Consider the following 24,123-nt stretch of genomic DNA (forward strand, 5'->3'; position numbering starts at 1 on the left):
TGAGCCCGGGGCATCCAGAGAACACGTCGCTGGGTCAGCGGTCGCGCTTCTCCTTGATCTTCGCCTTCTTGCCGCGGAGGTTGCGCAGGTAGTAGAGCTTCGCGCGACGGACGTCACCGCGGGTGACGACCTCGATGTGGTCGATCGCGGGGCTGTGGACCGGGAAGGTGCGCTCGACGCCGACCTGGAAGCTGATCTTCCGGACGGTGAAGGTCTCGCGCACACCGTCGCCGGAGCGGCCGATGACGACGCCCTGGAACACCTGGATACGCGAGCGGTTGCCCTCGGTGATGTTGACGTGCACCTTGACGGTGTCGCCGGGGGCGAAAGCGGGGATGTCGTTACGCAGCGATGCTGCGTCGACGGAGTCGAGGATCTGCATGATCTTTTCTTCCTGCGACCGCCTCAGGTCGACCACGAGAGAGTTGAATAAGGATGCGGTGCCCCGGGCGCCCGCCGGGCGCCGCTCCCCTGAGGCAGAGATCTGTCAGGGCACAAGTGTTCATTCTGCCATGGCTGCGGAGTCCCGCCAAACCGTCACCGCTCCCGGTGCGGCGCTTCCTCGACGACGAAGACCTCGGTCGAGTCGGGCTCGCGACGCGCCCGACCGCCGTCGAGGAACGCCGAGTCCATCGGCATCCGGAACAGCGACACCGGACGGGCCTCGCGGAAGAGCTGCCAGAGCGAGACCCAGAACACCCCGAGGAAGGCGGCGGTCGCCGCGAACAGGAGCGGCCAGAACGCGCCGGCCGGGTAGAAGCCGGTCGCGATGATCAGACCGTGCCAGACCGCGAACACCAGGACGTCCCACCACGACAGGGCGCGGGAGTGGCGAACGGTGCCGCGGGCCCGCACGAGGAAGGTCACGATCAGCTGACCGATCAGCACGGCGGGGACCGCGATGAAGAGCACCCAGAGGAAGACCCAGCCGCTCGCGCCCGAGACCGCCCAGCCCACGACGAGCCAGAGCGGAAGCACCAGCGCTGCCGGCAGGAGCCAAGAGAAGAGCGCGCGTCGCAGCCACATGCTCCCGATGCTACGCCGGTCCGGCAGGATAGAAGCTGAAGAGAGGATCACGATGATCGAGCTGCGTACCCCTGCCGAGATCGAAGCGATGCGTCCCGCCGGGCGGTTCGTCGCCGAGGTTCTGGCCACCCTCCGCGACGAGACGAAGGTCGGTACGAACCTGCTGTCCATCGATCGGCGGGCGCACGAGATGATCCGCAAGGCGGGCGCCGAGTCCTGCTACATCGACTACCACCCCTCCTTCGGAGCGAGCCCGTTCGGCAAGGTCATCTGCACCTCGATCAACGACGCCGTGCTCCACGGCCTCCCCCACGACTACGCTCTGCGCGACGGCGACCTCGTCACCCTCGACTTCGCCGTCGCGGTCGACGGCTGGGTCGCCGACTCCGCCGTGTCATTCGTCGTCGGTACGCCGCGGGACGAGGACCTCGCACTCATCGACACGTCCGAGCGGGCTCTCGACGCGGCGATCGGCGCCGCGGTAGTCGGCAACAAGATCGGCGACATCTCGCACGCCGTGGCTCAGGTCGCGCGGGCCGAGGGCCTGTCGATCAACACCGACTTCGGCGGGCACGGGGTCGGGCGCGAGATGCACGGCGACCCGCACGTCCCCAACGACGGCAAGCCGGGGCGCGGGTACCCGCTGCGTGCCGGCCTCGTCGTCGCGCTCGAGCCGTGGTTCCTGCAGAGCACCGACAAGCTCGTCACCGATGCCGACGGCTGGACGCTGCGGAGCGCCGACGGTTCGCGCGGAGCCCACTCCGAGCACACGGTCGCGGTCACCGAGGCCGGACCGATCATCCTCACCGACCGGTCGTTCCTCGGCGTCGACTGAGGCCGGTCAGGCGCTCGGGTCGGACGGCAACAGGTCCGGGCGGCGTTCACGGGTGCGTGCGACCCGCTGGTCTCGACGCCAGTCCGCCACGCGCCCGTGGTGTCCGCTCAGCAGGACATCGGGAACGTCGTACCCGCGCCACGCGGCGGGCTTGGTGTACGAGGGGTACTCGAGCAGACCGTCCTCGTGCGACTCCTCGACGAGGCTCTCGGGATTGCCGACCACCCCGGGGATGAGCCGGCCGATCGCTTCGATCATCGCCATCGAGGCGACCTCCCCGCCGTTGAGCACGTAATCGCCGAGGCTCATCAGCCGAACGTCGCCGAGTGTGGCGGCATACGCGAACACGCGCTCGTCGATGCCCTCGTAGCGCCCGCATCCGAACACCAGGTGCGGGGCGACGCTCAGCTCGCGCGCAGTCGCCTGCGTGAACAGCTCACCCGCCGGCGACGGGAAGATGAAGGTCGGACGGGATGCCGCATCCGCCACGATCGCGTCGAGCGCGGCGCCCCACGGCTCAGGCTTCATCACCATGCCCGCTCCCCCGCCGTACGGGGTGTCATCGACGGTGCGATGGCGGTCGGTGGTGTACTCGCGCAGGTCGTGGACGCGCACGTCGAGGAGGCCGGCTCCGCGCGCCTTGCCGAGAAGGGAGACCTCGAGGACGTCGAAGAATGCGGGGAAGATCGTGACGACGTCGACGCGCACGTCAGTCCTCGGTCGTCGCGGCGTCGCCGTCCTGCTGCGCCGCGATGTCGCCGGTCGCCTCTTCGTCCGACGGCAGCTCTTCGAAGAGCCCGGCGGGCGGGGTCACGATGACCCGACCGCCCGCGACGTCGACCTCGGGCACGATCGCCTTCACGAACGGAACGAGGATCTCGGCGTCGTCGCCGTCGCGCTGGACGATCAGCAGGTCCTGAGCCGGCAGATGATCGACGCGGGCGATCCGGCCGACACGCTCGCCGTCGCGCACCACGTCCAGGCCCACGAGCTGGTGGTCGAACCAGGCGTCGTCCTCGGCCGGGGACTCCGCATCCTGGTCGATCCAGAGGATCGCCTTCACGAGGGTTTCGGCTGCGTCACGGTCGTTGACGTCCTCGACGAAGAGGACGGGGTGCGAGTTCATCCACCGGAACTCCCGGACGGTCACGGTCTTGCCGTGCCACGGCGATTCCTCGGGCACCTGCAGAGTGAAGGTGGCGCCGGGGACGAAACGCCCGTCGGGATCGTCGGTGTAGAGCTCGAGCTTGAGGGCTCCCTTGAGGCCATGCGCCTTGACAAGACGCCCGACACGGAGCTGCGTGCCCGCGGGATTGGTCCCCACGTCAGTCGTCCGCGACATCGACGCGGACACGGGTGCCGTCGGCCAGCGCGGTGATGAGGGTGCGCAGGGCCTTGGCGGTGCGCCCGCCGCGCCCGATCACCCGTCCTCGGTCGTCGGGGTGCACGCGCACCTCGAGGACCTCGCCGCGAGGCGACGTGGAGGAACGGATGACGACGTCGTCGGGGTGATCGACGATCCCCTTGACGACGTGCTCGAGCGCGGCGGACAGCAACGGATTACTCCGAGTCGGTCGCGTCGGCGGCCGGCGCCTCGTCGGCCGGAGCCTCGGCGGCGGGCTCGTCGGCCTTCTTGGCGGCCTGCGGCTTGATGACCGACTTCTTGGACGCGTCGGCGACGAAGTCACCCTTGGCCTCGGCCGTGCGAACGGTCGAGACGGCGTTCTTGTCGCCCTTGAACTTGCCCCAGTCGCCCGTGAGCTTCAGCAGCGCGGCGACCTGCTCGGTGGGCTGAGCGCCGACCGAGAGCCAGTACTGGGCACGCTCGGAGTCGACCTTGATGACCGAGGGCTCCTCGGTCGGGTGGTACTGGCCGATCTCTTCGATCACGCGGCCGTCGCGCTTGGTGCGCGAGTCGGCGACGACGATGCGGTAGTAGGGCGCGCGGATCTTTCCGAGGCGCTTGAGACGGATCTTGACAGCCACAATTCTCCTGAGTGGTGTGATGTGAAGTGAACGTCGCCTGGAGCGTGGGGTGCACACCCGGCGGGAGCTCTGAGGGCGGACCTTCCCGCCGGATAGAGGGTCGAGCAGGCGGTCCAACGGTCTATTTTGCCAGATGAACCGGGCTGTCGCGAACCGCGCCGCGCCGCATGTCAGACTGTGGCCATGACGGTCCCCTTCGCCACGTCTGCCCGCTCGTCCGTAGGCATCGAGTGGGAGCTGATGCTCGCCGACCGCGAGAGCGGCGATCTGGCCCCCCGTGCTCCGGAAGTGCTGGCGGCGGTCGAGGAAGCCTCGGCCCTCGAGCGGTACACGATCACCGGCGAGCTGCTCACGAACACCATCGAGGTCACCAGCGGCGTCGGCGACACGGTCGCGGCAGCCGTCGATGACATCGACGACGCCATCCAGCGCGTCCGGGAGTTCGCCGCACCGCGGGGTCTGGAGATGCTGTGCGCGGGCAGCCACCCGTTCGCGCGCTGGTACGAGCAGCAGATCACCGACAAGACCCGCTACCACAAGCTCATCGAGCGCACGCAGTGGTGGGGCCGCAACATGATGATCTGGGGCATCCACATCCACGTCGGCGTCGAGGACGTCAATAAGGTGTTCCCGCTCATCAACGCGCTCTCGCTCTACCTCCCCCACCTGCAGGCGCTGTCGGCGTCGAGCCCGTTCTGGGCAGGCGAACGCACGGGCTACGCCTCGAACCGCGCCCTGGTGTTCCAGCAGTTGCCGACGGCGGGATTGCCGTGGAGCTTCACGGAGTGGCGCGACTTCGAGAACTACCTCGACGGCATGGTCGGCACCGGCGTCATGGAGGACGCCTCCGAGGTGCGCTGGGACATCCGCCCCGCGCCGAAGTGGGGCACGATCGAGATCCGCGCGTGCGACGGCATGTCGACCCTCCCGGAGCTCGCGGCCGTGGCCGCGCTCGTTCAGGTGCTCACCGAATACCTCTCCCGCGAGCTCGACGCGGGCCGTCCGCTGCCGGTCATCCCGCCGTGGTTCGTCCGAGAGAACAAGTGGCGTGCGGCGCGTTACGGGCTCGACGCGCGCGTCATCGTCGATGCCGACGGCACCCAACGCCCGGTCACCGAGCATCTGCGCGAGACGATGGAGATGCTCGAGCCCATCGCCGTCGAACTCCACTGCGGGCGCGAGTTCCGTGGCCTGCGCACCATCCTCGACCAGGGCGCGAGCTACCTGCGGCAGACGCGCGTCGCCGACGCCGCGGACGGCGATCTGCGCGAGGTCGTGCAGCACCTCATCCGCGAGTTCCGCGACGGCCCGACGCTGCGAGAGCATCTCGCCCAGCCCGACACCGGGCGCTGAGCCGGAGCCCGCGCCGCGGGATCAGCGCTTACCGAAGAGCTTCTGGATCTCAGCGAGGTCGGCTTCGCTCGGCTGCGCCTGAGCGCCACCGAGACCGAACCCGGAGCCCGTCGGCGCGGTGGCCGTCGCGATCCCCGCGTTCTCCGCGGCGCGCTTCGCCGGGTTGCCCGATCGCGAACCGCTCGTGCTCTTGGCCTGCTTGCCCCGCTTGCTCGAGGCGCCGGGCTTGCCGCCCACCGGCCCCATGCCGGGGATGTTGGGCACACCGCCGCGCGCGACGGTCTTCATCATCTTGGCCGCCTGGTCGAAGCGCTGCACGAGCTGGTTCACATCGGTCACGGTCATGCCCGACCCCCGGGCGATGCGCAGGCGCCGCGAGCCGTTGAGGACCTTCGGGTTGCGCCGCTCGGCCGGCGTCATCGAGCGGATGATCGCCTCGGTGCGGTCGATCTCGCGTTCGTCGAACTGCTCGAGCTGCTGCTTCATCTGGCCCATGCCCGGCAGCATGCCGAGCATCTTCTTCATCGAGCCCATCTTCTTCATCTGCTGAAGCTGGCCGAGGAAGTCCTCGAGTGTGAACTGCTCGTTCGCGAGCTTCTCCGCGACCGCGAGGGCCTCCTCCTCGTCGAAGGCCTGCTGAGCCTGTTCGATGAGGGTCAGGATGTCGCCGAGGTCGAGGATCCGGCTCGCCATGCGGTCCGGGTAGAAGGGCTCGAGGTCTTCGAGGCCCTCACCCGTCGACGCGAAGATGATCGGGCGCTGCGTGACCGAAGCCACCGACAGCGCGGCACCGCCGCGGGCGTCGCCGTCGAGCTTCGACAGGACAACGCCGGTGAAGTCGACACCCTCCTGGAACGCCTTGGCCGTGTTGACGGCATCCTGTCCGACCATCGCGTCGATGACGAACAAGACCTCATCGGGATCGGTCGCCTTGCGGATGTCGGCAGCCTGCTTCATCAGCTCGGCGTCGACGCCGAGGCGTCCGGCGGTGTCGATGATGACGATGTCGTGCTGCTGACGGCGCGCGTACTCCACGCCGTCGCGCGCGACCCGAACCGGGTCGCCGACGCCGTTGCCCGGCTCGGGCGCGAACACGGCCGCGCCGGCACGCTCGGCCACGACCTGGAGCTGGTTCACGGCGTTCGGGCGCTGCAGGTCGCACGCGACGAGGATCGGCGTGTGGCCGTCCTTCTCGAGCTGCTTCGCGAGCTTGCCGGCGAACGTCGTCTTACCCGATCCCTGCAGGCCGGCGAGCATGATGACCGTCGGCGGGTTCTTCGCGAACTGCAGGCGGCGCTGCTCACCGCCGAGGATGCCCACGAGCTCCTCGTTGACGATCTGCACGACCTGCTGCGCCGGGTTCAGTGCTCGGTTGACCTCGTCGCCGAGGGCGCGTTCGCGCACCTTCGCCGTGAACTCCTTGACGACCACGAGCGCGACGTCGGCGTCGAGCAGCGCCCGGCGGATCTCGCGGACCGTCTGGTCGACGTCAGCCGCGCTGAGCTTTCCCTTGGTGCGGAGATTCCGGAAGGTCTCGGTAAGACGGTCGGAGAGCGTGCCGAAAGTTGCCATGATCCCTCGATTCTATGCGAGCGACCGGCTGCCCCAGCGCCCGGGATCTCAGGCGTCCCGCGCGATCCGCGCGGCCCGTGCCACCGTCGACGCCAGCTCGGAGCGTCCGGCACCGTCCCGGGCCCACGCCGCGACCGCCGCAAGCACCGCCCCGCCCCACGCCGCGGCCCGGACGTCTGCCTCGAGCTGGTCCGCGCCGCCGCGCACCAGCGCCGTCGACACCGCCCGGGCGATGCGCGCACTGCGCAGCGCGGCCTCGCGGGCCAGCTCGTCCGCGACGCCCATCGCGGCGTCGTTGACGATTGCGAGCGCCAGCGCGTCCGGCGCGAAATCTCGCGCCAGCTCCGCGACCGCGACCTCGACGGCCGCGGCGCCTGCGGCGTCGTCGAGCCCACCCTCGAGGAGAGCGATGCGCTCATCGAGCCCGGACCACAGAACGGCCGACTTCGAGGTGAAGTAGTTGAAGAAGCTCGACCGACTCACACCGGCCCGGGTGGTGATGTCCGCGACCGTCGTTGCTTCGTAGCCGCGCTCGAGGAAGAGCTCGCAGGCGGCTTCGGCGAGTGTCTCGCGCGACGACACGCGAGGACGGCCGGCTCGACTCTCGGAGGTCACCGTGACAGCCTAGGCGTAGCGTATTGTTGGACGCCGTCCAGATACTGAGGAGGCACCGTGCTCGATGTGCGGATCGTGGGTCTGAGCCCTGACTACGTCCCCTACCGCGAGGGGTGGGATCTGCAGCGGCGGGTGCACGACGAGGTCGTGGCCGGCGCGCCCGACGCCCTCCTCCTCCTCGAGCACGCGGCGGTCTTCACGGCCGGCGCTCGTACGGCGCCGCACGAGCGTCCCGCCGACGGCACGCCCGTCGTCGACGTCGACCGCGGGGGCAAGATCACGTGGCACGGCCCCGGTCAGCTCGTCGGCTACCCGATCGTCCGCCTTCCTGAGCCGGTGGATGTCGTCCAGCACGTGCGTCGTCTCGAGGTGCTCCTCATCGCGGCTCTCGCCGACCTCGGCGTCACGGGACGCCAGGTGCGCGGCCGCAGCGGCGTCTGGGTCGCCGCGGACGGACGCGACGCGAAGATCGCCGCGATCGGTGTGCGGGTGCAGCGGGGCGTCACGATGCACGGCTTCGCGCTCAACTGCAGCAACGACCTCGCGCCCTTCGCGCAGATCATCCCCTGCGGCATCCCGGACGCCGACGTCACGACCGTCTCAGAGGTGCTCGGCCGCATGCTGACGCCCGTCGACGCCGTCGATGCCGTCCGGCGGCATGTCGCCGCAGATCTCGCGACGGCGGTCGCCGCATGACCGGCTGCGCCGCACCCGCGGGCACCCCGGCCGCCGGTGGACCGGGCGGACGCAAGCTCCTGCGCCTCGAGATCCGCAACGCGCAGACGCCCATCGAGCGCAAGCCCGAATGGATCAAGACGAAGGCGAGCATGGGCCAGGAGTACCGTGCCCTGCACGACCTGGTCCGCGAGGAGGGCCTGCACACCGTCTGCCAGGAGGCGGGGTGCCCGAACATCTACGAATGCTGGGAAGACCGCGAGGCGACGTTCCTGATCGGCGGCTCGCAGTGCACGCGCCGGTGCGACTTCTGCCAGATCGACACCGGCAAGCCGGCCGACTACGACACCGACGAACCGCGTCGCGTCGCCGAGAGCGTCACCCGGATGCAGCTGCGCTACGCGACCGTCACGGGTGTGGCTCGCGACGATCTGCCCGACGGCGGCGCCTGGTTGCATGCCGAAACGGTCCGCCGCATCCACGCCGAGAACCCGACGACCGGGGTCGAGATCCTGGCGACCGACTTCAACGGCGACCCGGCGCAGCTCGACGAGGTGTTCGCGTCACGACCGGAGGTGTTCGCTCACAACGTCGAGACGGTGCCGCGCATCTTCAAGCGCATCCGCCCTGCGTTCCGTTACGAGCGGTCGCTCGGCGTGCTGACGCGGGCGCGCGCGGCGGGGCTCATCACGAAATCGAACCTCATCCTCGGCATGGGCGAGACACCCGACGAGGTCGTGCAGGCACTCCAGGACCTCCATGACGCGGGCACCGACATCGTGACGATCACGCAGTACCTGCGGCCGACGCCCCGCCATCTGCCGGTGGACCGGTGGGTCAAGCCCGACGAGTTCGTGGCCTTCCGCGAGGAAGCCGAACGCATCGGTTTCCTCGGCGTGCTCGCGGGCCCGCTCGTGCGATCGTCGTATCGCGCCGGACGCCTGTGGGCGCAGTCCATGACGGCGAAGGGCCGGACCATCCCCGCGCACCTCGCGCACCTGTCGGAGTCCGGCGCGGCCGGCTTCGCACAGGCCGTCTGAACCGGCGCGGAAGCTCAGGCAGCGGTCGGGTCGGGCGGCCAGACGTAAGGCAGGTCGTCGGGTACGTCGCCGAACCGCGGCCGGTAGAACTCGGGATCCTTCCGTACGAGGTTCGAGCGGTGCGATAGGTGCAACGCCTCGTCGCCGAGCCACGGCGGCAGCTCGAGGTCGTCCTGCGCGAGGCCGTCCACCTCGGGGGCGAACGCCACGAGCTGGGGACGGACGGTGTCAGCGTGACCCGCCGCGATCCAGGCATCCGTCATCGCGAGCCCGTACGAGACGAGCGCCGGCAGGTAGCCGCGCCACATCTTCGCGGCGGGATGATGACGCCAGCCGTAGTCCGGCACCGTGTTGGCGCGCAGCAGCTGCAGGGTCTCGACGCGCTGTTTACCCAGCCGCGGCGAGTCGAGCGCCGCGGCGGAGTCCGCGAACGACGCGTAGGGAAGGAAGGTCTGCACGATCAGTCGGCGCTGGTGACCGACTGGATGCTGCCGTCGCTCGTGAGGTTGACCAGGAGCACCTCGTCGGTCGAGTCGGGGTCGAGCGCGTATTCCAGCACGGCGAACGGGTCGGAGCCCCCGTGCTCGTCGGCGAGAATCGTCATGCTGATGAGCTGCAACGAGCGGATGACGTCCATGTGGGTGTCGCCCGAGACGTCGACGAGGAACGACTCGATGTCCTCTCCCAGCTCCTCCTGCTGCTGCAGGATGAACTCCGTCACCTCGCTCGTGCGGTCGCTGATCTCGGAGACCATCGCGTTGCGGGCGGAGAGGTCGATCGTCTCGATCGACGAGATCATCGCGGCGGCCACGTCGAGGGCAGCCGGGGAGACATCCTCCTGGTCGGGTGCCGTGAGGTCGACGGTCACCGTCTGGTCGCCGATCTCGACCTGATCCGACCAGAAGATCGATCCGTCCGGACCGGACTCCAGGAGTCCGAAGTAGTCGTGCTCGATCGCCATGTGTTTATGAAACCAGCCGTGAGGGTGCGGGGGAAGTGGCGCCGCGGCGCGGCGCAGGACTCAGTCGACGAGCGCCGACGCGAAGACGTGGGGGGTGAAACCGGTGAGATCGCCGATCCCCTCTCCCTGTCCGAGGAGTTTGACGGGGATGCCGGTGCGCTCCTGGACGGCGAGCACGAACCCGCCGCGCGCCGAGCCGTCGAGCTTCGTGATCACGAGTCCGGTGACCCCGGCGTGCTGCAGGAAAGCCTCGGCCTGCATGACCCCGTTCTGACCGGTGGTGGCGTCGAGCACCAGCAGCACCTCGCTGATCGGCGCCTGCTTCTCGATGACGCGTCGGATCTTGGTCAGCTCGTCCATCAAGCCGCCCTTGGTGTGCAGCCGGCCGGCGGTGTCGACGAGGACGATCTCTGTGCCGGTGCGCTTGGCGTAGTCGATCGTCTGGAACGCGACCGATGCCGGGTCCTGCCCCTCCTGCTGCGGACGGACGATGTGCGCCCCGCCGCGCTCCGCCCACGTCGCGAGCTGATCGACGGCGGCCGCGCGGAACGTGTCGGCAGCGCCGACCACGACGGAGCGGCCGTAGCGCTGCAGGAACTTCGCGAACTTGCCGATGGTCGTGGTCTTGCCGACGCCGTTGACACCGACGACGAGGACGACGGCGGGTCGTTCGGTGAGGCGGAGCGTGGAGTCGAACGCCGCGAAGCGCTCCTCGAGGGCTTCCTTGAGCATCCGCTGGAGGTCACGCGGATCCGTCGTGCGGTACCGCTCGACCTTGCCGCGCAGCTCGTCGACGAGGCGCTCGGTGATGTCGGGACCGAAGTCCGCGGTCAGCAGCGCGGTCTCGAGGTCGTCCCACGTGTTCTCGTCGATGGTCGGCTTGACGAAGAGCCCGCGCAGGGCACGCGACAGCGACCAGGGATTGTCGGCCATGCTCTCAGCCTACGGCGCTCGCGCGCTCGCGCACGCGCTGACCCACGACGGCCGACACGCCGTCCTGCCGCATCGAGACGCCGTAGAGCGCGTCGGCGATCTCCATCGTGCGCTTCTGGTGCGTGATGACGATGAGCTGGCTCGATGTACGCAGTTGCTCGAACACGCCCAGCAGGCGCCCGAGGTTCGCGTCGTCGAGGGCCGCCTCCACCTCGTCGAGGATGTAGAAGGGGCTCGGGCGTGCCTTGAATATGGCGGTCAGCAACGCGACGGCCGCGAGCGAGCGCTCGCCACCCGAAAGCAGCGACAACCGCTCGATCTTCTTCCCGACCGGGCGCACCGAGACCTCGATGCCCGTCGTCAGCGGGTGGTCGGGATCCGTCAGCGAGATGCTGCCGGTGCCGCCCGGGAACAGGATCGGGAAGACCTCGCCGAAGGCGATCTTCGTGTCTTCGAACGCGGCGAGGAAGATCGTCTGCATCCGCTCGTCGAGCTCCTCGATGATCGTGAGGAGGTCGGCGCGGGTCTGCGTCAGATCGGCGAGCTGCTCGGTGAGGAAGGCGTGGCGTTGCTCGAGCGCGGAGAACTCCTCAAGCGCGAGCGGGTTCACGCGGCCGAGCTGAGCGAGCTTGCGCTCCGCCTCGGCCAAGCGTCGACGCTGCTGGCCGCGCTCGAACGGCACGGGGTCGCCGTCAACGTCGGGAACAGGCTGGTCGGGGCCGTATTCGGCGACGAGGATGCTCTCGTCGAGGCCGAGCTCGGACGAGACGCGCTCGAGCAGGCTGGTCACGTGCAGCTTCTTCTCGTGCATCTGCATCTCGAGGCCGTGCACGGACTCGGTCAGGGCCGCCAGGCGACCGCGAGCAGCCTGGTCCCGCTGCCGGAGCTCGGACAGCTCGGCCGAGATCTCGCTGCGCGACTGCTCGGCGCGTCCCAGTTCGACGCGCGCCTGCGCGACCGAACGGTCGATCGACTCGATCAGCGGCGGCAGCTGACTCGCGACCGCATCCGCGATCTCGCGCTGCCGGCGGCGGATGACGGCGCGTCGTGCGGCCTCGGCCGCGGCGGCCTTCTCGCGCTCGCGCTGCCGCTCGAGCTGCGCGACGCGCGCTTCGCCGGCACGCACGCGCTCACGCAGCGTCTCGACGTCCAGCCGCGCCCGCATCTCGCGCTCACGCGAACGTTCGAGCGCGTCCAGCAGACCGTCCCGGGCTGAGGCATCGAGGATCGGCCGCGGTGCCGCCGTCGCTGCCGCAAGCGCGTCGTCGGCCTCGCGAGCCGCGGCCTCAGCGTCGACGACGGCCGCCGTCGCCGGTGCGAGACCGGCCTCGAGCCGGTCGCACTCGGCGACCGCGGCCTCGAACCGGACCGTCGCGCGATTGAACTTCTCGGCGTCGGCCGCGAGAGCGGCGTCGTGCGCGCGCAGGGTCTCGAGCGTCGTCCGGGTGCGGGTGCGGGCCTCGTTCCACGCGGCCTGGGCGTCGGTCAGCGATTCGCGCAGGGCGTCGACGACGACGGTCAGCTCCGAAAGCCGGTCGGCAGCGGCATCCCGCTCCGCCGCGAGCTCGAGACGCGAGCGTCCGGCGCCGGAGCCCGCACGCAGGGTGCGCCACGAGACGAGTTCGCCCTGCGTCGTGACGATGACGGCGCGGTCGCGGTCGGCGGCGTCGAGCTGCTCGCGCAGGGTGGTGGCCGCGGCGAGGTCGTCGACGATGAGGACGGCCGACAGCTGCCCGAGCACGCCGGCGGGTCCGGCCGTGACGTCGACGGCGCGGACCGCGCCCGACGACACGGCGATGGGCTCTCCCCCCGCCGCGTCGGCGAGCACGATGTCGACGACTCCCAGGTCGTCGGCGCGCGCGACGTCCGCGGCGGACACGGCGGCAGCGACGTCGTCCACGAGGACGCCCTCGGCCAGCGCACCCAGGGCGGCCGCCACGGCGGCCTCGTACCCCGGCTCGACCTTGACCGCGTCCGAGACCAGCGATCGCACGCCCGCGGCCCCGCGGTGGAGCAGGTCGGCGGCAGCGTTGCGGATCTCGAGGGCGCGTCCGAGCGCCGCGGTCTGAGCCGTCAGCGACTCCGCCTCGCGCTCGGCGGCGTGCAGCCGTTCGCGGATGCCCGAGACTTCCGCTTCGGCGTCGGCGGCGTCGCGCTGTGCGCGCTCGTACGCCGCCGTGTGCTCGGCCGAGCTCGCCTCCGGGCTCGCCTCGGTCTGCACCGCCGCGAGAGCCTCCTCGGCCTCAGCGCGCCGGGCCCGCGCGGCATCCAGCCCGCGCTGCTGCCGCTCCACGGCGGCGCGCAGCGCTTCGAGCCGGGATGCCGCGGCGTCGGCCCGGCCGCGCAGCTTCGTCAGCCGCATATCGTGCTCCGACACCAGGGCGCTCTGCGCGGCGATATCGGAGTCGAGCGCGTCGAGCTCTGCCCGCGACCGGATGACATCGCGGGAGGCCGCGGCGGCGACATCCTGGGCATCCCCGACGCCGGCCGCGATCTCGTCGACCTCGTTCCGCGCCTCGTCGATCGTCGCCTGACCGACCGTGGCGACGTCGACGGCGAGCTGTCCGTCGTCCTCGAGCAGCGCGCGGCGCTGCGCCGTGAGAGTGTGCAGGCCACGCACGCGCTCCTGCACCTGTTCGAGCGCGAATGCGGTCGCTCGAGCTCGATCGACGGCCTCCGAGCGCTGCTCGGCCTCGAGCGCATCGATGCGCTGCTTGACGCTGTCGAGCTGATCCTGCAAGACGACACGTTCGGCGTGCCGTTCGTGCTCGGCCCGCGCGTGATCGGCCAACTGCGTCCGCAGCGACACGAGGTCGTCGGCGAAGAGACGCGCTTTCGCGTCGCGGACCACCGCCGCGATCGTGGCGGCCTCGCGCGCGACCTCCGCCTGCTTGCCGAGGGGCTTCAGCTGCCGCCGCAGCTCGCCTGCGAGATCGCTCAGCCGCGTGAGGTTCGCCTCCATCGCCTCGAGCTTGCGGACGGTCTTCTCTTTGCGGCGCCGATGCTTGAGGATGCCGGCGGCCTCCTCGATGAAGCCGCGGCGGTCTTCGGCGCTGGCCTGCAGCACCGTGTCGAGGCGGCCCTGTCCGACGATGACGTGCATCTCCCGGCCGAGACCCGAGTCGCTCAGCAGCTCCTGGACGTCGAGCAGACGGCACGTCTCGCCGTTGATGGCGTACTCGCTCGCGCCGTTGCGGAACAGGGTGCGGCTGATCGTGACCTCGGAGTACTCGATGGGCAGCACGCCGTCGTGGTTGTCGATCGTCAGCTGCACCTCGGCACGCCCCAGCGGTCCGCGGGTCGCGGTGCCGGCGAAGATGACGTCCTCCATCTTGCCGCCGCGCAACGTCTTCGCGCCCTGCTCACCCATGACCCAGGCGAGCGCGTCCACCACATTCGACTTGCCCGAGCCGTTGGGGCCGACGATGCACGTGACCCCGGGCTCAAGGACGAAGGTTGTCGGCTGGGCGAACGACTTGAAGCCCTTGAGCGTGACGCTCTTCAGGTGCATGTCGGGCCCTCCCGGGGGTCGGTGAACGTCCACACGCTACCGGAGGATGCCGGCCCGGACTTGACGCCGCACCGCGCGGACCGCTAGCGTCACAACCCGCATCCCCGATGGAAGGAGGTTCCCCGATGTTGATCACTGTCACCGCGTTCGCTGTCACCGCTCGTTCCGAGCACCGCGACCGTTTCGACCGCGTTCTCCGAGGAGCCACCGTCATCGGCGCCCCGCTGAACGCGTAGGTCTGCGGCTTCCCGCCCCCGTTCCGCCCCTCACCCGGCCCGTCTCCACGGCCGGGACGCAGCTTCTGCTGCACTCCGCGACCACAGCGTCGCTTGCGATTCCGCCCTCATCGAACGAGGACCCCATGAACACCGTCGTCGAACGACATCCCTCCGTCGCGCCCGTCGCCTCCGCCCATGCGGTGCCGCCGGCGCGCCGCCTCACCCTGACCGAGCGCCTCGCCCTCCGACTGGCCCTGCGCCTGATCGTCTGGAGCGCACGGCACCGTGCCACGGCTGCCCCGGCCGTGGCACGTGCCCGCGAACAGCTCGCCGCTCGCGAAGCACGGGAGCGTGCCTGGCAACGCTCCTTCTTGCTCACCACCCACCGTTGATCGTGCGGGGGCCCGCCGGCGGGCCCCCGCACCCTCCGAAAGAGAGATCATGACCGCCCCGCCCCCGCAGCTCGAGCTGCATCCCCTGCACATCCCGGCACATGTCGACGATGCGGACGCCGCTGACTTCCGCGAGATGACGCATGTCCGCAACATCGTCTACCGCGAGATCACCGGATCGGACGACAACGACCTGCGGCCTGACGAGCTGCTCCCCCATTACCGCCCTGCGCCGGACGAGATCCGCCTGATCTGGGTCGCGCGGTGGAACGGCCGCATCGTCGGCCGCGCCGCGCTGGACCTGCCCCTCGAGCAGGGTTCGGACACGGGAGTGTGGCTGATCGAGCTGCTCGCCGAAGTCCACGGGCACGGCATCGGCACGGCGGCGTACGCGGTGATCGAAGGGGCCGCTCGCGAGCACGGCCGTCGCACACTGCAAAGCTATGCGGAACACCCGAACGCGCCAGGCCCTCGGATCGCCGCGCCCACCGGTTTCGGCGACATCCCGCTGGATCGGCGCGCGCGCTTCTTCCTGCGTCAGGGGTACGAGCTGCAGCAGATCGAGCGCAAGAGCGCGCTCGATCTGCGGGCTGCATCGGCGACGGTGGACCGCCTGCTCGACGAGGCCCGCGCGGCATCCGGCGGGTATCGCGTCGTGCAGTGGACGGCGCCGACCCCCGCCGAACACGTCGACGGCTACGCGTGGCTCAAATCGCGCATGTCGACCGACGCCCCCGCGGGAGGCATGGCGATCGACGAGGAGGCCTGGGATGCCGCGCGCGTGCAGCGTCACGATGCGCGCTACCTTGAGGCCGGCCAGACCCTCTTCGTCACCGCGGCGCAGCACGTCGCCACGGGAGAACTCGTCGCGTTCAACGAACTCATGATCGGCTCGGACCGGAGCCGCGCGACGTTCCAGGAGGACACGCTGGTGTCGGCTGCCCACCGCGGGCACCGGCTCGGCCTCCTCGTGAAGTGCGCGGCACTCGTCGCCTGGCGCGACATCGCGCCCGCCTCACCCCGCGTGATCACCTACAACGCCGAGGAGAATCGGCCGATGCTCGACATCAACGAACGCATCGGATTCGCTCCCCTCTCCTACGAGGGAGCATGGCAGAAGGTGCTCGACGCCGTCACCGACGGCGCTGGCACCGCGGGCAGTAGTGCGACGAGCGGTTCGTGAACGCGACCCGAACGATCGGCGTGCCGCACCGGGTGCAGGGGGAACCGGTGCGGCCGTACGCCTCGAGCGAATGCGCGAAGTAGCCCGCCTGCCCGTTGACGTTGACGTACTGGGCATCGAAGCTCGTCCCGCCCTCGGCGAGAGCCTTGGTCATGACGGCGACGACCGCGTCGAGCAGACGCTGCCGCGCCACGCGTGACAGAGACGCAGCGGACGTCTCGGGATGGATGCGGGCGGCCCAGAGCGCCTCGTCGGCGTAGATGTTGCCGATGCCGCTCACGACCGCCTGGTCGAGCAGTATGCGCTTGATCGCCGACGTTCGGCGCGCCAGCTCCGCGTGGAACCGGCCCTGGTCGAATGCGGGATCGAGCGGGTCCCGCGCGATGTGCGACACCTGCGTGGGAACGGTCGCCGCCTCGGTCCCCCGCCCGCCCGCCGCTCCGTCGGGCGTCGGCGCAAGGTCGTCGACCGCGAGCGATCCGAAGGTGCGCTGGTCGACGAACAGCACCGAGAGCTCGCCGTGCTCGGGATGGACGATGTCCCAGCGGATGCGCTCGTGGCGTTCGGTCGGCGCGCCGGGCTCGCGCAGCAGCATCTGCCCGCTCATCCCCAGGTGCGCGACGACGGCACGGTCGCTACCGCGCAGGGGAAACCAGAGGAACTTGCCGCGCCGCGCGGCGGCATCGATGGAGCCGCCCGTCAGCTCCTGCTCGAACGACGCCGGCGACCCCGCATGGCGGGTGAGGGCACGGGCGTCGAGCACCGTGCAGGCCTCGATGCGTGCGCCGACGACGGCGGGCGCGAGCCCGGCGCGGACGACTTCGACTTCGGGGAGTTCAGGCACGGTCCGACAGCACGCGCCACACCGCGAGCGCCGCGGCCATCTCGGCCTGCTTCTTGCTCGAGCCAACGCCCTGGCGCGAGACGTCACCGACGGTGACGGTCGCGGTGAACACGCGGTGGTGGTCGGGCCCGGAGGCGTCGACGCGGTAGACCGGCGGCGCGAGCTCGAGGTGCGCGGCGAGTTCCTGCAGCGACGTCTTGGGATCCATCGCCGCGCCGTAGCGGGCCGGGTCCGCCAGCAGCGGCGCCACGAGCCGCAGCACGAGCGCCTGCGTCGCTTCCTGTCCCGCCGACAGGAAGGCCGCACCGATCACGGCTTCCATCGCATCGGCGAGGATCGAGTCCTTGTCGCGGCCACCGGTCTGAGTCTCCCCGCGCCCGAGCAGGATGTGCTGGCCGAGGCCGATCGTGCGCGCGACCTCCGCGAGAGCGACGGTCGACACGACGCTGGCGCGACGCTTGGCGAGCGACCCTTCGTCGAGGTCGGGGTGGGTGCGGAACAGGTGCACCGTCACCGCCTGGCCGAGGATCGAGTCACCGAGGAACTCGAGCCGCTCGTTGTGCGGCGTACCGCCGTTCTCGTACGCGTAGGAGCGATGCGTGAGCGCCAGCGACAGAAGCTCGGGGTCGATATCGACCCCGAGCTTGTCGGTGAGCGCGGCGCGCTCCATCAGAGTGTCAGTCACGACGCTCGACGTCAGACGTCGGCGACCTTGCGACCCTTGTACTCGAGGAACAGCTCGGTGCCCTGCGAGTCGGTGACGACCTTCGCCTGGTGGGGGCGGCTGTAAACGACCTTGCCGTTCTCGATGGTCTTGACGAGGGCGGGCGCCTCAGCCTTCCACTGCGCACGACGCGAACGCGTGTTGGAGCGGGAGACCTTCCGCTTCGGGGGGTTACCTGCCATGGCTAGCTCTTCTCTGTGTCGGGGGCGACGCGGTTCTCTGCGCCGTCGTGGTCTGGGGTGTAGGCCGTCAGCGCGGCCCAGCGCGGATCGATCTCCTGCTCGGCAGGCTGCGTTCCCGGCGCCAACTTCTCACCCGTATCCGGGTCGAGCCCGGGGCAGTCCGGCTGACACACCGGCTGGAACGGAAGCGCCAGGACGATCGAATCCCTGACCGGAGTTTCAAGATCCACGTGGTCGTCTTGAACCTCGAAGTCGGACGCTTCGTCCCCAGAATACCCGAAGAGCTCCTGAAACTCGATTCGGAGGGGGCGTGTCAGCTCGGTGAGGCATCGACCGCACACACCTTCGTAGACGGTATCGGCCTCGGCGGTCACGAGAATGCCCTCATGGACCGATTCCAGGCGCACCGCCATGTCGATCGGCTGCGCCGCGGCGACGAAGACGAGGCCTTCGCCCCACTTCTCGGGCGCGGGCACGCTGAAGGCGAACTCGCGCATCTCCCCCGGCTGGTGCACGATGTCGCGCACAGGGATGACGAATGGTCCGGTGACGTGCTTTCTACCCACGATCGTCCATGGTAGTCGCCGCGGCGGAGACGGTCTCAGATACCGCGCGATCCGGTGTCGAGGAAACGGGCGACGGGGCCGGGGACGAACGGCGAGACGTCACCGCCGAGCGAGGCGACCTGCCGCACGAGCGAGCTCGACACGAGCGCGTGCGCCGGGTCGGGCAGCAGGAACACCGTTTCAATCTGGGCGAGGTGGCGGTTCACGATCGCCATCGGGGTCTCGTAGGCCACATCGACCTGGGAACGGATGCCCTTGACCAGGATCCCGGCGCCCACGTCCGTCGCATAATCGACGAGAAGTCCCATGCTCCAGGCGGCGACGATGATCTCGCCCTCGATCCCCGCGTCTTCGATCGATTGCTCGAGGAGCGCCTGGCGCTGCGCGATGGGGAGCATCGCCTCTTTGCCGGGGTTGTGCACGACGAGGACGTGCAGCTGGTCGTAGAGACCGGCAGCGCGGCGGATGACGTCCAAGTGGCCGAGGGTCGGCGGATCGAAGGAGCCGGGCACGACCGCGATCCGGTTGCTCATGGCACGAGCCTAGTTCCTGTGCAGCGCGCTGCGCTCATCCTCGCCCAGGCGTCGGGCGATCGCGCTCGCGAGACCGGGATGCCGCGACAGGTCGGGGTCGTCACGCAGCACCTGCGCCGCCTCGTCGCGGGCCTGCGCGATGAGGTCGGCATCCGCGACGACGCGCAGCAGGCGCAGCGACGACCGCGCCCCCGACTGGGCGTCTCCGAGGACGTCTCCCTCGCCGCGCAGCTCGAGATCCACCTCGGCCAGCGCGAAGCCGTCGAGTGTCGCGGCGACCGCCTCGACGCGGGAACGGGCCGCGGTGTCGGGATCGGCCTCGGTGACGAGCAGGCACAGCCCGGGCACGCTGCCGCGGCCGACCCGCCCGCGCAGCTGATGGAGCTGGGAGACGCCGAAGCGCTCGGCCTCGAGGATGACCATCGTCGAGGCGTTCGGCACGTCCACGCCGACCTCGACGACCGTCGTCGCCACCAGCACGTCGATCTCGCCCCGCGCGAAGGCCTGCATGACGGCATCCTTCTCGTCCGCCGGCATCTTCCCGTGCAGCGTCGCGATACGCAGCCCGCGGAAGGAGGGGTGCTCGTCGAGCATCGCCCGCGCCTGCACAACCCCCCACCGCGTACGCGTGCGGGTACCGTCCTCGAGCATGCCCGGGTCGTCGGTGTCGTCGACGACCGCTTTCTCGGCATCGATGGCCGCGCAGACGACGAACGCCTGCCGCCCGGCCGCGACCTCTTCGGCGACACGCTCCCACACGCGGCCGAACCAGCCGGGCTTCTCGGCGAGCGGCGCGACGAAGGTGCTGATGCCGGCGCGGCCGGTGGGCATCGTGCGGATCGTCGACACGTCGAGGTCTCCGAAGACGGTCATGGCCACCGTGCGCGGGATGGGGGTCGCGGTGAGCACGAGGACGTGCGGCGAGCTGCCCTTGGCCCGCAGCGCCTCGCGCTGCTCCACGCCGAAACGGTGCTGCTCGTCGACGACGACGAGGCCCAGGTCGGCGAAGGTGGTCGACGCGCTCAGGAGGGCGTGCGTGCCCACGACGATCCGCGCCTGACCGGATGCCGCCCGGAGCGCCGCCTTGCGACGCTCGGCCGCCGGCTGCGCGCCGGTCAGCAGCGTGGGCATCAGTTCAGGCGCTAGGCGCGGGCCGAGCATTCGGGCGATCGAGCGGACGTGCTGGGCGGCGAGCACCTCGGTCGGGGCGATGAGCGCGGACTGCCCGCCGGACTGCGCGACCTGCAGCATCGCGCGCAGCGCGACGAGCGTCTTGCCCGATCCCACCTCTCCTTGCACGAGGCGGTTCATCGGCCACTCGTTCTGCAGGTCGGCGGCGATCACCTCGCCGACGGAGACCTGGTCGGGCGTGCGCTCGAACGGCAGCGCGGCGTCGAAGGTCTCGAGCAGCTCGCCTGCCGGGCGCCCGGTCGCGGCGAGCTGACGCACCTGGACGCGATGCTGCAGCAGCGCCGCCTGCAGGACGAAGGCCTCGTGCATCCGCAGGGTGGCGAACGCGGGAGCGACGTGCTCGGGGACGACCGGCGTGTGCGCCTGCACGAGCGCCGTGCGTGCGTCGAGCAGTTGCTCGCGTTGCCGCAGCTCGTCGGGCAACGGGTCGGGCACCGGCCCGAGCTTGGCGATCACATCGGCGATCACCTTGCGGAGCTGCCAACTCGTGACGGTGCTGGTCGCGGGGTAGATCGGGATGGGCTCCAGGCTGCGGGCCACCGCCGTCACGCGCGCCTCGACCTCGTCGTCGAAGAGCTCGTAGTCGGGGTGGGCGAACTGCTGCTTGCCCTTGAACACGCCCACCTTGCCCGAGAAGATCCCCTGGCGGCCGGGACGCAGCTCCTGCAGCCGCCACTTCTGTCCGAAGAAGGTGAGAGCCGCCGTGCCGACGCCGTCACTGATGACGACCTCGATGAGCGAGCCCTTTCGCTGACGCATCGGGCGCTCCGACACGGATTGCACCTCGGCAACGATCGTTGCCATCTCGCCGACGGGCAGCGAGGAGATGGGGGTCAGCTCGCCGCGCCGGGCGTACCGGCGCGGGTAGTGGGCCAGGAGGTCGGCGACGGTCGTCATCTCGAAAGCGCGCGCGAGGGTGGCGGCGACCTTCTCGCCGACGGCATCCACCAGAGGGGTGTCGAGGGCGAACTGCGGCATGTCGACGAGTCTAGGCAGGACCGCCGACAGTACGCCGCCCCCGGCAGGCTCTACGGTAAGAGGATGCTTCGACGCGCGATCGCCGGCCTGTTCTGGACGTTCAGCCGCTGGCGCTTGGTCACCACGCCGGCACCGACCCGCCCGACGGTCCTCATCGGCGCGCCTCACACGTCGAACTGGGACTTCGTCCTCATGCTCGCCATCGCGTGGCGGCTCGGGATCCCGTTCCGGTGGCTGGGCAAGAAGAGCCTCTTCCGCGGCTGGCGGGGCGGCCCCATGCGCCGGCTCGGCGGCATCCCGGTCGACCGCGATGATCCCTCGCGCGTCGTGGCCGACGTGCTCGAGAAGATCGCTGCAGGCGAGGTGTTCGGCCTCGTGATCACGCCCGACGGCACCCGCTCGTCCCGGTCGGGGTGGAAGTCCGGCTTTTACCGCATCGCCCGCGCCGCCGGCATGCCGGTGACGCTCGGATACGTCGATCGCACCACCATGACGGCGGGCCTCGGGCCGACGATCGAGCTGACGGGCGATGTCGCGGCCGACATGACCGTGATCCGCGCCTTCTACGCCGACAAGGCGGGCTTCCGGCCCGAGCTGCGCGGCGAGCCGCGTCTGCGCGACGAGGAGGGCCGCGCCGAGGAGGCCGCGCCGTGACGCGCATCATCTCGGGCGCGGCCGGCTCGCTCGCACTCACGGTCCCCGACCGCGGCACGCGGCCGACGAGCGACCGGGTCCGCGAATCGTTGTTCGGCGGACTGGATGCCGCCGGCGTCCTGCCCGGCGCTCGCGTCCTCGACCTCTACGCCGGGTCGGGTGCGCTCGGGCTCGAGGCCGTCAGCCGCGGCGCCGCCTCCGCCGACCTCGTCGAGAAGGCCCCTTCCGCCGCCGCGGTCACCGAGCGGAACGCCCGCACCGTCGGCCGAGCGGTGCCGGGGGCTGCCGTGCGTGTGCACCGGGCGAGCGCCGATGCATTCGTGCAGTCCACATCGGCGCAATTCGATCTGATCTTCCTGGACCCGCCCTACGACCTCGACGACGAGGCCCTCGCGCTGACGCTCGCCCTCGTCGCGGGCGTGGCCGCGGACGACGCCCTCGTCATCGTCGAGCGCGCCGCGCGCTCCGCCGAGCCGGCGGTCCCCCCGACTCTGCAGGCGCTGCGCTCGAAGCGCTACGGCGACACCGCGCTGTGGTGGTACGAGCGAGCCGAGCGCGGCGCTCAGCCGCCCGCGCCGTCCCAGTCGCGGTAGGGATCCCATCCCCCCGGCCCGTCTGCCGGGGCCCCGTCGACCGTGACGGTCGCCTCGCCCGCGTCGCGGACGGCGCCGATCATGCGGAACGGCGCCGGCAACGCGACCTCGGCCGGGAACGTGGCTAGGAGCGCGTGGTCCTCACCGCCGCGCAGGGCACGCGCACTGTCCGGCTCGAGCGCCGCGCGATGCAGATCGAGCGTGACCCCCGAGGCGCGGGCGAGGCGCCGCGCATCGCGGACGAGGCCGTCCGAGACGTCCATCATCGCGGTGGCTCCGGCGGCAGCCGCGTCGACACCCGCGCCGATCGGAGGCCGCGGCCGCAGCTGCCCCGCGACGGCGGCGCGTTCGTCGTCGCTGAGTGTCGAGGCGTCGATCGCGACCGGTTCGCCCGCGTCGTCGCGGAAGCGCTCGAAGAGGATGTCGAGACCGGCGGCCGCGACTCCGACGTCACCGGCGACGGCCACCACGTCGCCGACACGCGCACCCGAGCGCAGCACCGGGCGTCGCCCCGCCGTCAGCTCGCCGACCGCGGTGACCGCGATCGTCAAGGTCTCGGAGATCGTCAGGTCGCCCCCGGCGACGCGGCATCCGGGCGCGAGCTCGTCGCATGCCTCGCGCAGCCCCGCGGCGAGGTCTTCGACGAAGCCGAGAGTGGTGCTCGGCGGCATCGCGAGCGCCACGAACAGCGCGACCGGCCGCGCCCCCATGGCGGCGATATCGGCGAGGTTGACGGCGGCCGACTTGGCGCCGAGGTCGCGGCCGCTGGACCAGGCGAGCCGGAAGTCCGGCCCGTGCACGAGGGTGTCGGTGGTGACGACCGCGCGGGCATCCGCGAGGTCGAGCACAGCGGCGTCGTCCCCTGGCCCGACCGCGACGTCGGCCGGGCCGAGTCGCTCGAGGATCCGCGCCAGGATCACGTCCTCGGAGAGGTCGCCGACGATCGCGGCGGGATGCAGGTCGGGCATCCCCTCACGCTACCCCTCCGGCTCGGTGCGGCTGGGCGGCGGGCGGGTCGACACCGCCGGCGCAGTACGCTGGAGGGATGCCGCGCCGCCGCACGATCCCCGCTCTCGTCCTGGCTTCGGCGACGCTCGTGCTCGCCGGTTGCGCCGGGACGGTGGCGGTCCCCGCGGCGCCGCAGGCCAACGCTCCGGAATGCGCCGAGGTCATGGTGCGACTGCCCGACGCCGTGGCCGGCGCCGAACGCCGCTGGACCGACAGCCAGTCCACCGCGGCCTGGGGCGACCCCACCACCGTGATCTTCTCGTGCGGCGTCGCGACCCCCGGGCCGACGACGCTGCGGTGCGAGTCCGTCGCGGGGGTCGACTGGGTCATCGATGAGTCCGAGGCGCCGCGATTCCGCGTCACGACCTTCGGACGCGAGCCCGCGGTCGAGCTGTTCTTCGACACCGAGATCTCGGAGGACGTCCAGGGCGTGTCGAGCCGCGACGTGCTCGAGTCACTCTCCCCCGTCGTCGCGCGCCTGCCGCGCACCGGAGGCGCCTGCGTCGATCGTGTCGAGGCGACGCCGGTCCCGACGCCCGTCACGCCCTGA

The 24,123-nt window shown here is 70.7% G+C and carries 28 protein-coding genes; 9 read left to right on the top strand and 19 right to left on the bottom strand.

Annotated elements, in window-relative coordinates:
- Positions 1 to 34: 34 nt before the first annotated feature.
- Positions 35 to 382 carry a 50S ribosomal protein L19 gene (gene rplS, locus PUW82_RS09810; RefSeq protein ID WP_274222111.1) on the bottom strand — a complete coding sequence of 116 codons (348 nt, stop codon included), beginning with the start codon at positions 380 to 382 and terminating at the stop codon, positions 35 to 37.
- Positions 383 to 537: 155 nt separating this feature from the next.
- Positions 538 to 1,026 carry an MFS transporter permease gene (locus PUW82_RS09815; protein ID WP_274222112.1) on the bottom strand — a complete coding sequence of 163 codons (489 nt, stop codon included), beginning with the start codon at positions 1,024 to 1,026 and terminating at the stop codon, positions 538 to 540.
- A gap of 52 nt (positions 1,027 to 1,078) precedes the next feature.
- Here PUW82_RS09815 and map point away from each other — a divergent pair, with 52 nt between their 5' ends.
- A complete protein-coding gene (gene map / locus PUW82_RS09820) occupies positions 1,079 to 1,861 on the top strand; it encodes a type I methionyl aminopeptidase (protein WP_274222113.1) in 783 nt (260 codons plus the stop codon).
- Positions 1,862 to 1,867: 6 nt separating this feature from the next.
- On the opposite strand, the gene trmD is transcribed toward map, so the two are convergent.
- From trmD to rpsP, 4 genes are read right to left on the bottom strand one after another with little or no spacing between them, the layout of a single operon-like run.
- On the bottom strand, positions 1,868 to 2,569 hold the full coding sequence (gene trmD / locus PUW82_RS09825) for a tRNA (guanosine(37)-N1)-methyltransferase TrmD (RefSeq protein ID WP_274222114.1): 702 nt from the start codon (positions 2,567 to 2,569) through the stop codon (positions 1,868 to 1,870).
- 1 nt (position 2,570) lies between these two features.
- Positions 2,571 to 3,203 carry a ribosome maturation factor RimM gene (gene rimM / locus PUW82_RS09830; protein ID WP_420792745.1) on the bottom strand — a complete coding sequence of 211 codons (633 nt, stop codon included), beginning with the start codon at positions 3,201 to 3,203 and terminating at the stop codon, positions 2,571 to 2,573.
- Entirely contained in the window at positions 3,187 to 3,417 is a 231-nt protein-coding gene (locus tag PUW82_RS09835; RefSeq protein WP_274222116.1) for an RNA-binding protein, read from the bottom strand. Before PUW82_RS09835 ends, rimM begins: the two co-directional genes overlap by 17 nt.
- Positions 3,418 to 3,421: 4 nt before the next feature.
- Positions 3,422 to 3,847, bottom strand: a complete 426-nt coding sequence (rpsP, locus tag PUW82_RS09840; protein WP_274222117.1) for a 30S ribosomal protein S16 — start codon at positions 3,845 to 3,847, stop codon at positions 3,422 to 3,424.
- Positions 3,848 to 4,030: 183 nt separating this feature from the next.
- Here rpsP and PUW82_RS09845 point away from each other — a divergent pair, with 183 nt between their 5' ends.
- Positions 4,031 to 5,200 carry a glutamate--cysteine ligase gene (locus PUW82_RS09845; protein ID WP_274222118.1) on the top strand — a complete coding sequence of 390 codons (1,170 nt, stop codon included), beginning with the start codon at positions 4,031 to 4,033 and terminating at the stop codon, positions 5,198 to 5,200.
- Positions 5,201 to 5,221: 21 nt separating this feature from the next.
- Here the strand turns inward: PUW82_RS09845 and ffh are convergent, their stop codons facing one another.
- On the bottom strand, positions 5,222 to 6,772 hold the full coding sequence (ffh, locus tag PUW82_RS09850) for a signal recognition particle protein (protein WP_274222119.1): 1,551 nt from the start codon (positions 6,770 to 6,772) through the stop codon (positions 5,222 to 5,224).
- Positions 6,773 to 6,820: 48 nt separating this feature from the next.
- On the bottom strand, positions 6,821 to 7,387 hold the full coding sequence (locus PUW82_RS09855; RefSeq protein ID WP_274222120.1) for a TetR/AcrR family transcriptional regulator: 567 nt from the start codon (positions 7,385 to 7,387) through the stop codon (positions 6,821 to 6,823).
- 57 nt (positions 7,388 to 7,444) lie between these two features.
- Between PUW82_RS09855 and lipB the strand changes: the two genes are divergently transcribed.
- Positions 7,445 to 8,083: a lipoyl(octanoyl) transferase LipB gene (gene lipB, locus PUW82_RS09860; RefSeq protein ID WP_274222121.1), complete on the top strand. Its 639-nt coding sequence runs from the start codon at positions 7,445 to 7,447 to the stop codon at positions 8,081 to 8,083.
- Positions 8,080 to 9,102 carry a lipoyl synthase gene (gene lipA / locus PUW82_RS09865; RefSeq protein ID WP_274222122.1) on the top strand — a complete coding sequence of 341 codons (1,023 nt, stop codon included), beginning with the start codon at positions 8,080 to 8,082 and terminating at the stop codon, positions 9,100 to 9,102. Before lipB ends, lipA begins: the two co-directional genes overlap by 4 nt.
- Before the next feature lie 14 nt (positions 9,103 to 9,116).
- Here lipA and PUW82_RS09870 read toward each other — a convergent pair whose 3' ends face one another.
- From PUW82_RS09870 to smc, 4 genes are read right to left on the bottom strand one after another with little or no spacing between them, the layout of a single operon-like run.
- Positions 9,117 to 9,560 (bottom strand): MSMEG_6728 family protein, encoded by a 444-nt coding sequence (locus PUW82_RS09870; RefSeq protein ID WP_274222123.1) that lies wholly within the window; start codon positions 9,558 to 9,560, stop codon positions 9,117 to 9,119.
- 2 nt (positions 9,561 to 9,562) lie between these two features.
- A complete protein-coding gene (locus PUW82_RS09875; RefSeq protein ID WP_274222124.1) occupies positions 9,563 to 10,063 on the bottom strand; it encodes a DUF2004 domain-containing protein in 501 nt (166 codons plus the stop codon).
- 60 nt (positions 10,064 to 10,123) lie between these two features.
- Entirely contained in the window at positions 10,124 to 10,996 is an 873-nt protein-coding gene (gene ftsY / locus PUW82_RS09880; protein WP_274222125.1) for a signal recognition particle-docking protein FtsY, read from the bottom strand.
- Between the two features lie 4 nt (positions 10,997 to 11,000).
- Positions 11,001 to 14,507 (bottom strand): chromosome segregation protein SMC, encoded by a 3,507-nt coding sequence (gene smc, locus PUW82_RS09885; RefSeq protein WP_274222126.1) that lies wholly within the window; start codon positions 14,505 to 14,507, stop codon positions 11,001 to 11,003.
- A 361-nt stretch (positions 14,508 to 14,868) separates the two neighbouring features.
- On the opposite strand from smc, the gene PUW82_RS09890 reads away from it, so the two are divergent.
- Positions 14,869 to 15,117 (top strand): hypothetical protein, encoded by a 249-nt coding sequence (locus PUW82_RS09890; protein WP_274222127.1) that lies wholly within the window; start codon positions 14,869 to 14,871, stop codon positions 15,115 to 15,117.
- Positions 15,118 to 15,166: 49 nt separating this feature from the next.
- Entirely contained in the window at positions 15,167 to 16,300 is a 1,134-nt protein-coding gene (locus PUW82_RS09895) for a GNAT family N-acetyltransferase (RefSeq protein WP_274222128.1), read from the top strand.
- On the opposite strand, the gene mutM is transcribed toward PUW82_RS09895, so the two are convergent.
- From mutM to PUW82_RS09925, 6 genes are all read right to left on the bottom strand, one after another.
- The gene (mutM, locus tag PUW82_RS09900; RefSeq protein ID WP_274222129.1) at positions 16,251 to 17,144 is read right to left on the bottom strand and encodes a bifunctional DNA-formamidopyrimidine glycosylase/DNA-(apurinic or apyrimidinic site) lyase; all 894 of its coding nucleotides are present in this window, start codon (positions 17,142 to 17,144) and stop codon (positions 16,251 to 16,253) included. The two genes, PUW82_RS09895 and mutM, sit on opposite strands and share 50 nt — an antisense overlap.
- On the bottom strand, positions 17,137 to 17,814 hold the full coding sequence (gene rnc / locus PUW82_RS09905) for a ribonuclease III (RefSeq protein ID WP_420792764.1): 678 nt from the start codon (positions 17,812 to 17,814) through the stop codon (positions 17,137 to 17,139). Before rnc ends, mutM begins: the two co-directional genes overlap by 8 nt.
- A 26-nt stretch (positions 17,815 to 17,840) precedes the next feature.
- Positions 17,841 to 18,050 carry a 50S ribosomal protein L32 gene (rpmF, locus tag PUW82_RS09910; protein ID WP_013586329.1) on the bottom strand — a complete coding sequence of 70 codons (210 nt, stop codon included), beginning with the start codon at positions 18,048 to 18,050 and terminating at the stop codon, positions 17,841 to 17,843.
- Between the two features lie 2 nt (positions 18,051 to 18,052).
- On the bottom strand, positions 18,053 to 18,547 hold the full coding sequence (locus PUW82_RS09915; RefSeq protein ID WP_274222944.1) for a YceD family protein: 495 nt from the start codon (positions 18,545 to 18,547) through the stop codon (positions 18,053 to 18,055).
- Between the two features lie 104 nt (positions 18,548 to 18,651).
- Entirely contained in the window at positions 18,652 to 19,149 is a 498-nt protein-coding gene (gene coaD, locus PUW82_RS09920) for a pantetheine-phosphate adenylyltransferase (protein ID WP_274222131.1), read from the bottom strand.
- A 9-nt stretch (positions 19,150 to 19,158) separates the two neighbouring features.
- A complete protein-coding gene (locus PUW82_RS09925; protein WP_274222132.1) occupies positions 19,159 to 21,318 on the bottom strand; it encodes an ATP-dependent DNA helicase RecG in 2,160 nt (719 codons plus the stop codon).
- A 63-nt stretch (positions 21,319 to 21,381) separates the two neighbouring features.
- Between PUW82_RS09925 and PUW82_RS09930 the strand changes: the two genes are divergently transcribed.
- The gene (locus tag PUW82_RS09930) at positions 21,382 to 21,972 is read left to right on the top strand and encodes a 1-acyl-sn-glycerol-3-phosphate acyltransferase (protein WP_274222133.1); all 591 of its coding nucleotides are present in this window, start codon (positions 21,382 to 21,384) and stop codon (positions 21,970 to 21,972) included.
- Positions 21,969 to 22,565, top strand: a complete 597-nt coding sequence (rsmD, locus tag PUW82_RS09935) for a 16S rRNA (guanine(966)-N(2))-methyltransferase RsmD (protein ID WP_274222134.1) — start codon at positions 21,969 to 21,971, stop codon at positions 22,563 to 22,565. Before PUW82_RS09930 ends, rsmD begins: the two co-directional genes overlap by 4 nt.
- Here the strand turns inward: rsmD and thiL are convergent.
- The gene (thiL, locus tag PUW82_RS09940) at positions 22,535 to 23,533 is read right to left on the bottom strand and encodes a thiamine-phosphate kinase (RefSeq protein ID WP_274222135.1); all 999 of its coding nucleotides are present in this window, start codon (positions 23,531 to 23,533) and stop codon (positions 22,535 to 22,537) included. The genes rsmD and thiL overlap by 31 nt on opposite strands.
- Before the next feature lie 77 nt (positions 23,534 to 23,610).
- Here thiL and PUW82_RS09945 point away from each other — a divergent pair, with 77 nt between their 5' ends.
- Entirely contained in the window at positions 23,611 to 24,123 is a 513-nt protein-coding gene (locus PUW82_RS09945) for a DUF3515 family protein (protein WP_274222136.1), read from the top strand.

Source organism: Microbacterium thalli (assembly GCF_028737325.1).
GTDB lineage: Bacteria > Actinomycetota > Actinomycetes > Actinomycetales > Microbacteriaceae > Microbacterium > Microbacterium thalli.

What these genes read in the sequence shown, in the direction of transcription:
- rplS (WP_274222111.1), bottom strand. Translation starts at nt 382, where the DNA reads ATGCAGATCCTCGACTCCGTCGACGCAGCATCGCTGCGTAACGACATC.
- PUW82_RS09815 (WP_274222112.1), bottom strand. Translation starts at nt 1,026, where the DNA reads ATGTGGCTGCGACGCGCGCTCTTCTCTTGGCTCCTGCCGGCAGCGCTG.
- map (WP_274222113.1), top strand. Translation starts at nt 1,079, where the DNA reads ATGATCGAGCTGCGTACCCCTGCCGAGATCGAAGCGATGCGTCCCGCC.
- rimM (WP_420792745.1), bottom strand. Translation starts at nt 3,203, where the DNA reads ATGTCGCGGACGACTGACGTGGGGACCAATCCCGCGGGCACGCAGCTC.
- PUW82_RS09845 (WP_274222118.1), top strand. Translation starts at nt 4,031, where the DNA reads ATGACGGTCCCCTTCGCCACGTCTGCCCGCTCGTCCGTAGGCATCGAG.
- ffh (WP_274222119.1), bottom strand. Translation starts at nt 6,772, where the DNA reads ATGGCAACTTTCGGCACGCTCTCCGACCGTCTTACCGAGACCTTCCGG.
- lipA (WP_274222122.1), top strand. Translation starts at nt 8,080, where the DNA reads ATGACCGGCTGCGCCGCACCCGCGGGCACCCCGGCCGCCGGTGGACCG.
- PUW82_RS09875 (WP_274222124.1), bottom strand. Translation starts at nt 10,063, where the DNA reads ATGGCGATCGAGCACGACTACTTCGGACTCCTGGAGTCCGGTCCGGAC.
- ftsY (WP_274222125.1), bottom strand. Translation starts at nt 10,996, where the DNA reads ATGGCCGACAATCCCTGGTCGCTGTCGCGTGCCCTGCGCGGGCTCTTC.
- smc (WP_274222126.1), bottom strand. Translation starts at nt 14,507, where the DNA reads ATGCACCTGAAGAGCGTCACGCTCAAGGGCTTCAAGTCGTTCGCCCAG.
- PUW82_RS09890 (WP_274222127.1), top strand. Translation starts at nt 14,869, where the DNA reads ATGAACACCGTCGTCGAACGACATCCCTCCGTCGCGCCCGTCGCCTCC.
- PUW82_RS09895 (WP_274222128.1), top strand. Translation starts at nt 15,167, where the DNA reads ATGACCGCCCCGCCCCCGCAGCTCGAGCTGCATCCCCTGCACATCCCG.
- rnc (WP_420792764.1), bottom strand. Translation starts at nt 17,814, where the DNA reads ATGGAGCGCGCCGCGCTCACCGACAAGCTCGGGGTCGATATCGACCCC.
- rpmF (WP_013586329.1), bottom strand. Translation starts at nt 18,050, where the DNA reads ATGGCAGGTAACCCCCCGAAGCGGAAGGTCTCCCGCTCCAACACGCGT.
- PUW82_RS09915 (WP_274222944.1), bottom strand. Translation starts at nt 18,547, where the DNA reads ATGCGCGAGTTCGCCTTCAGCGTGCCCGCGCCCGAGAAGTGGGGCGAA.
- coaD (WP_274222131.1), bottom strand. Translation starts at nt 19,149, where the DNA reads ATGAGCAACCGGATCGCGGTCGTGCCCGGCTCCTTCGATCCGCCGACC.
- PUW82_RS09925 (WP_274222132.1), bottom strand. Translation starts at nt 21,318, where the DNA reads ATGCCGCAGTTCGCCCTCGACACCCCTCTGGTGGATGCCGTCGGCGAG.
- PUW82_RS09930 (WP_274222133.1), top strand. Translation starts at nt 21,382, where the DNA reads ATGCTTCGACGCGCGATCGCCGGCCTGTTCTGGACGTTCAGCCGCTGG.
- thiL (WP_274222135.1), bottom strand. Translation starts at nt 23,533, where the DNA reads ATGCCCGACCTGCATCCCGCCGCGATCGTCGGCGACCTCTCCGAGGAC.
- PUW82_RS09945 (WP_274222136.1), top strand. Translation starts at nt 23,611, where the DNA reads ATGCCGCGCCGCCGCACGATCCCCGCTCTCGTCCTGGCTTCGGCGACG.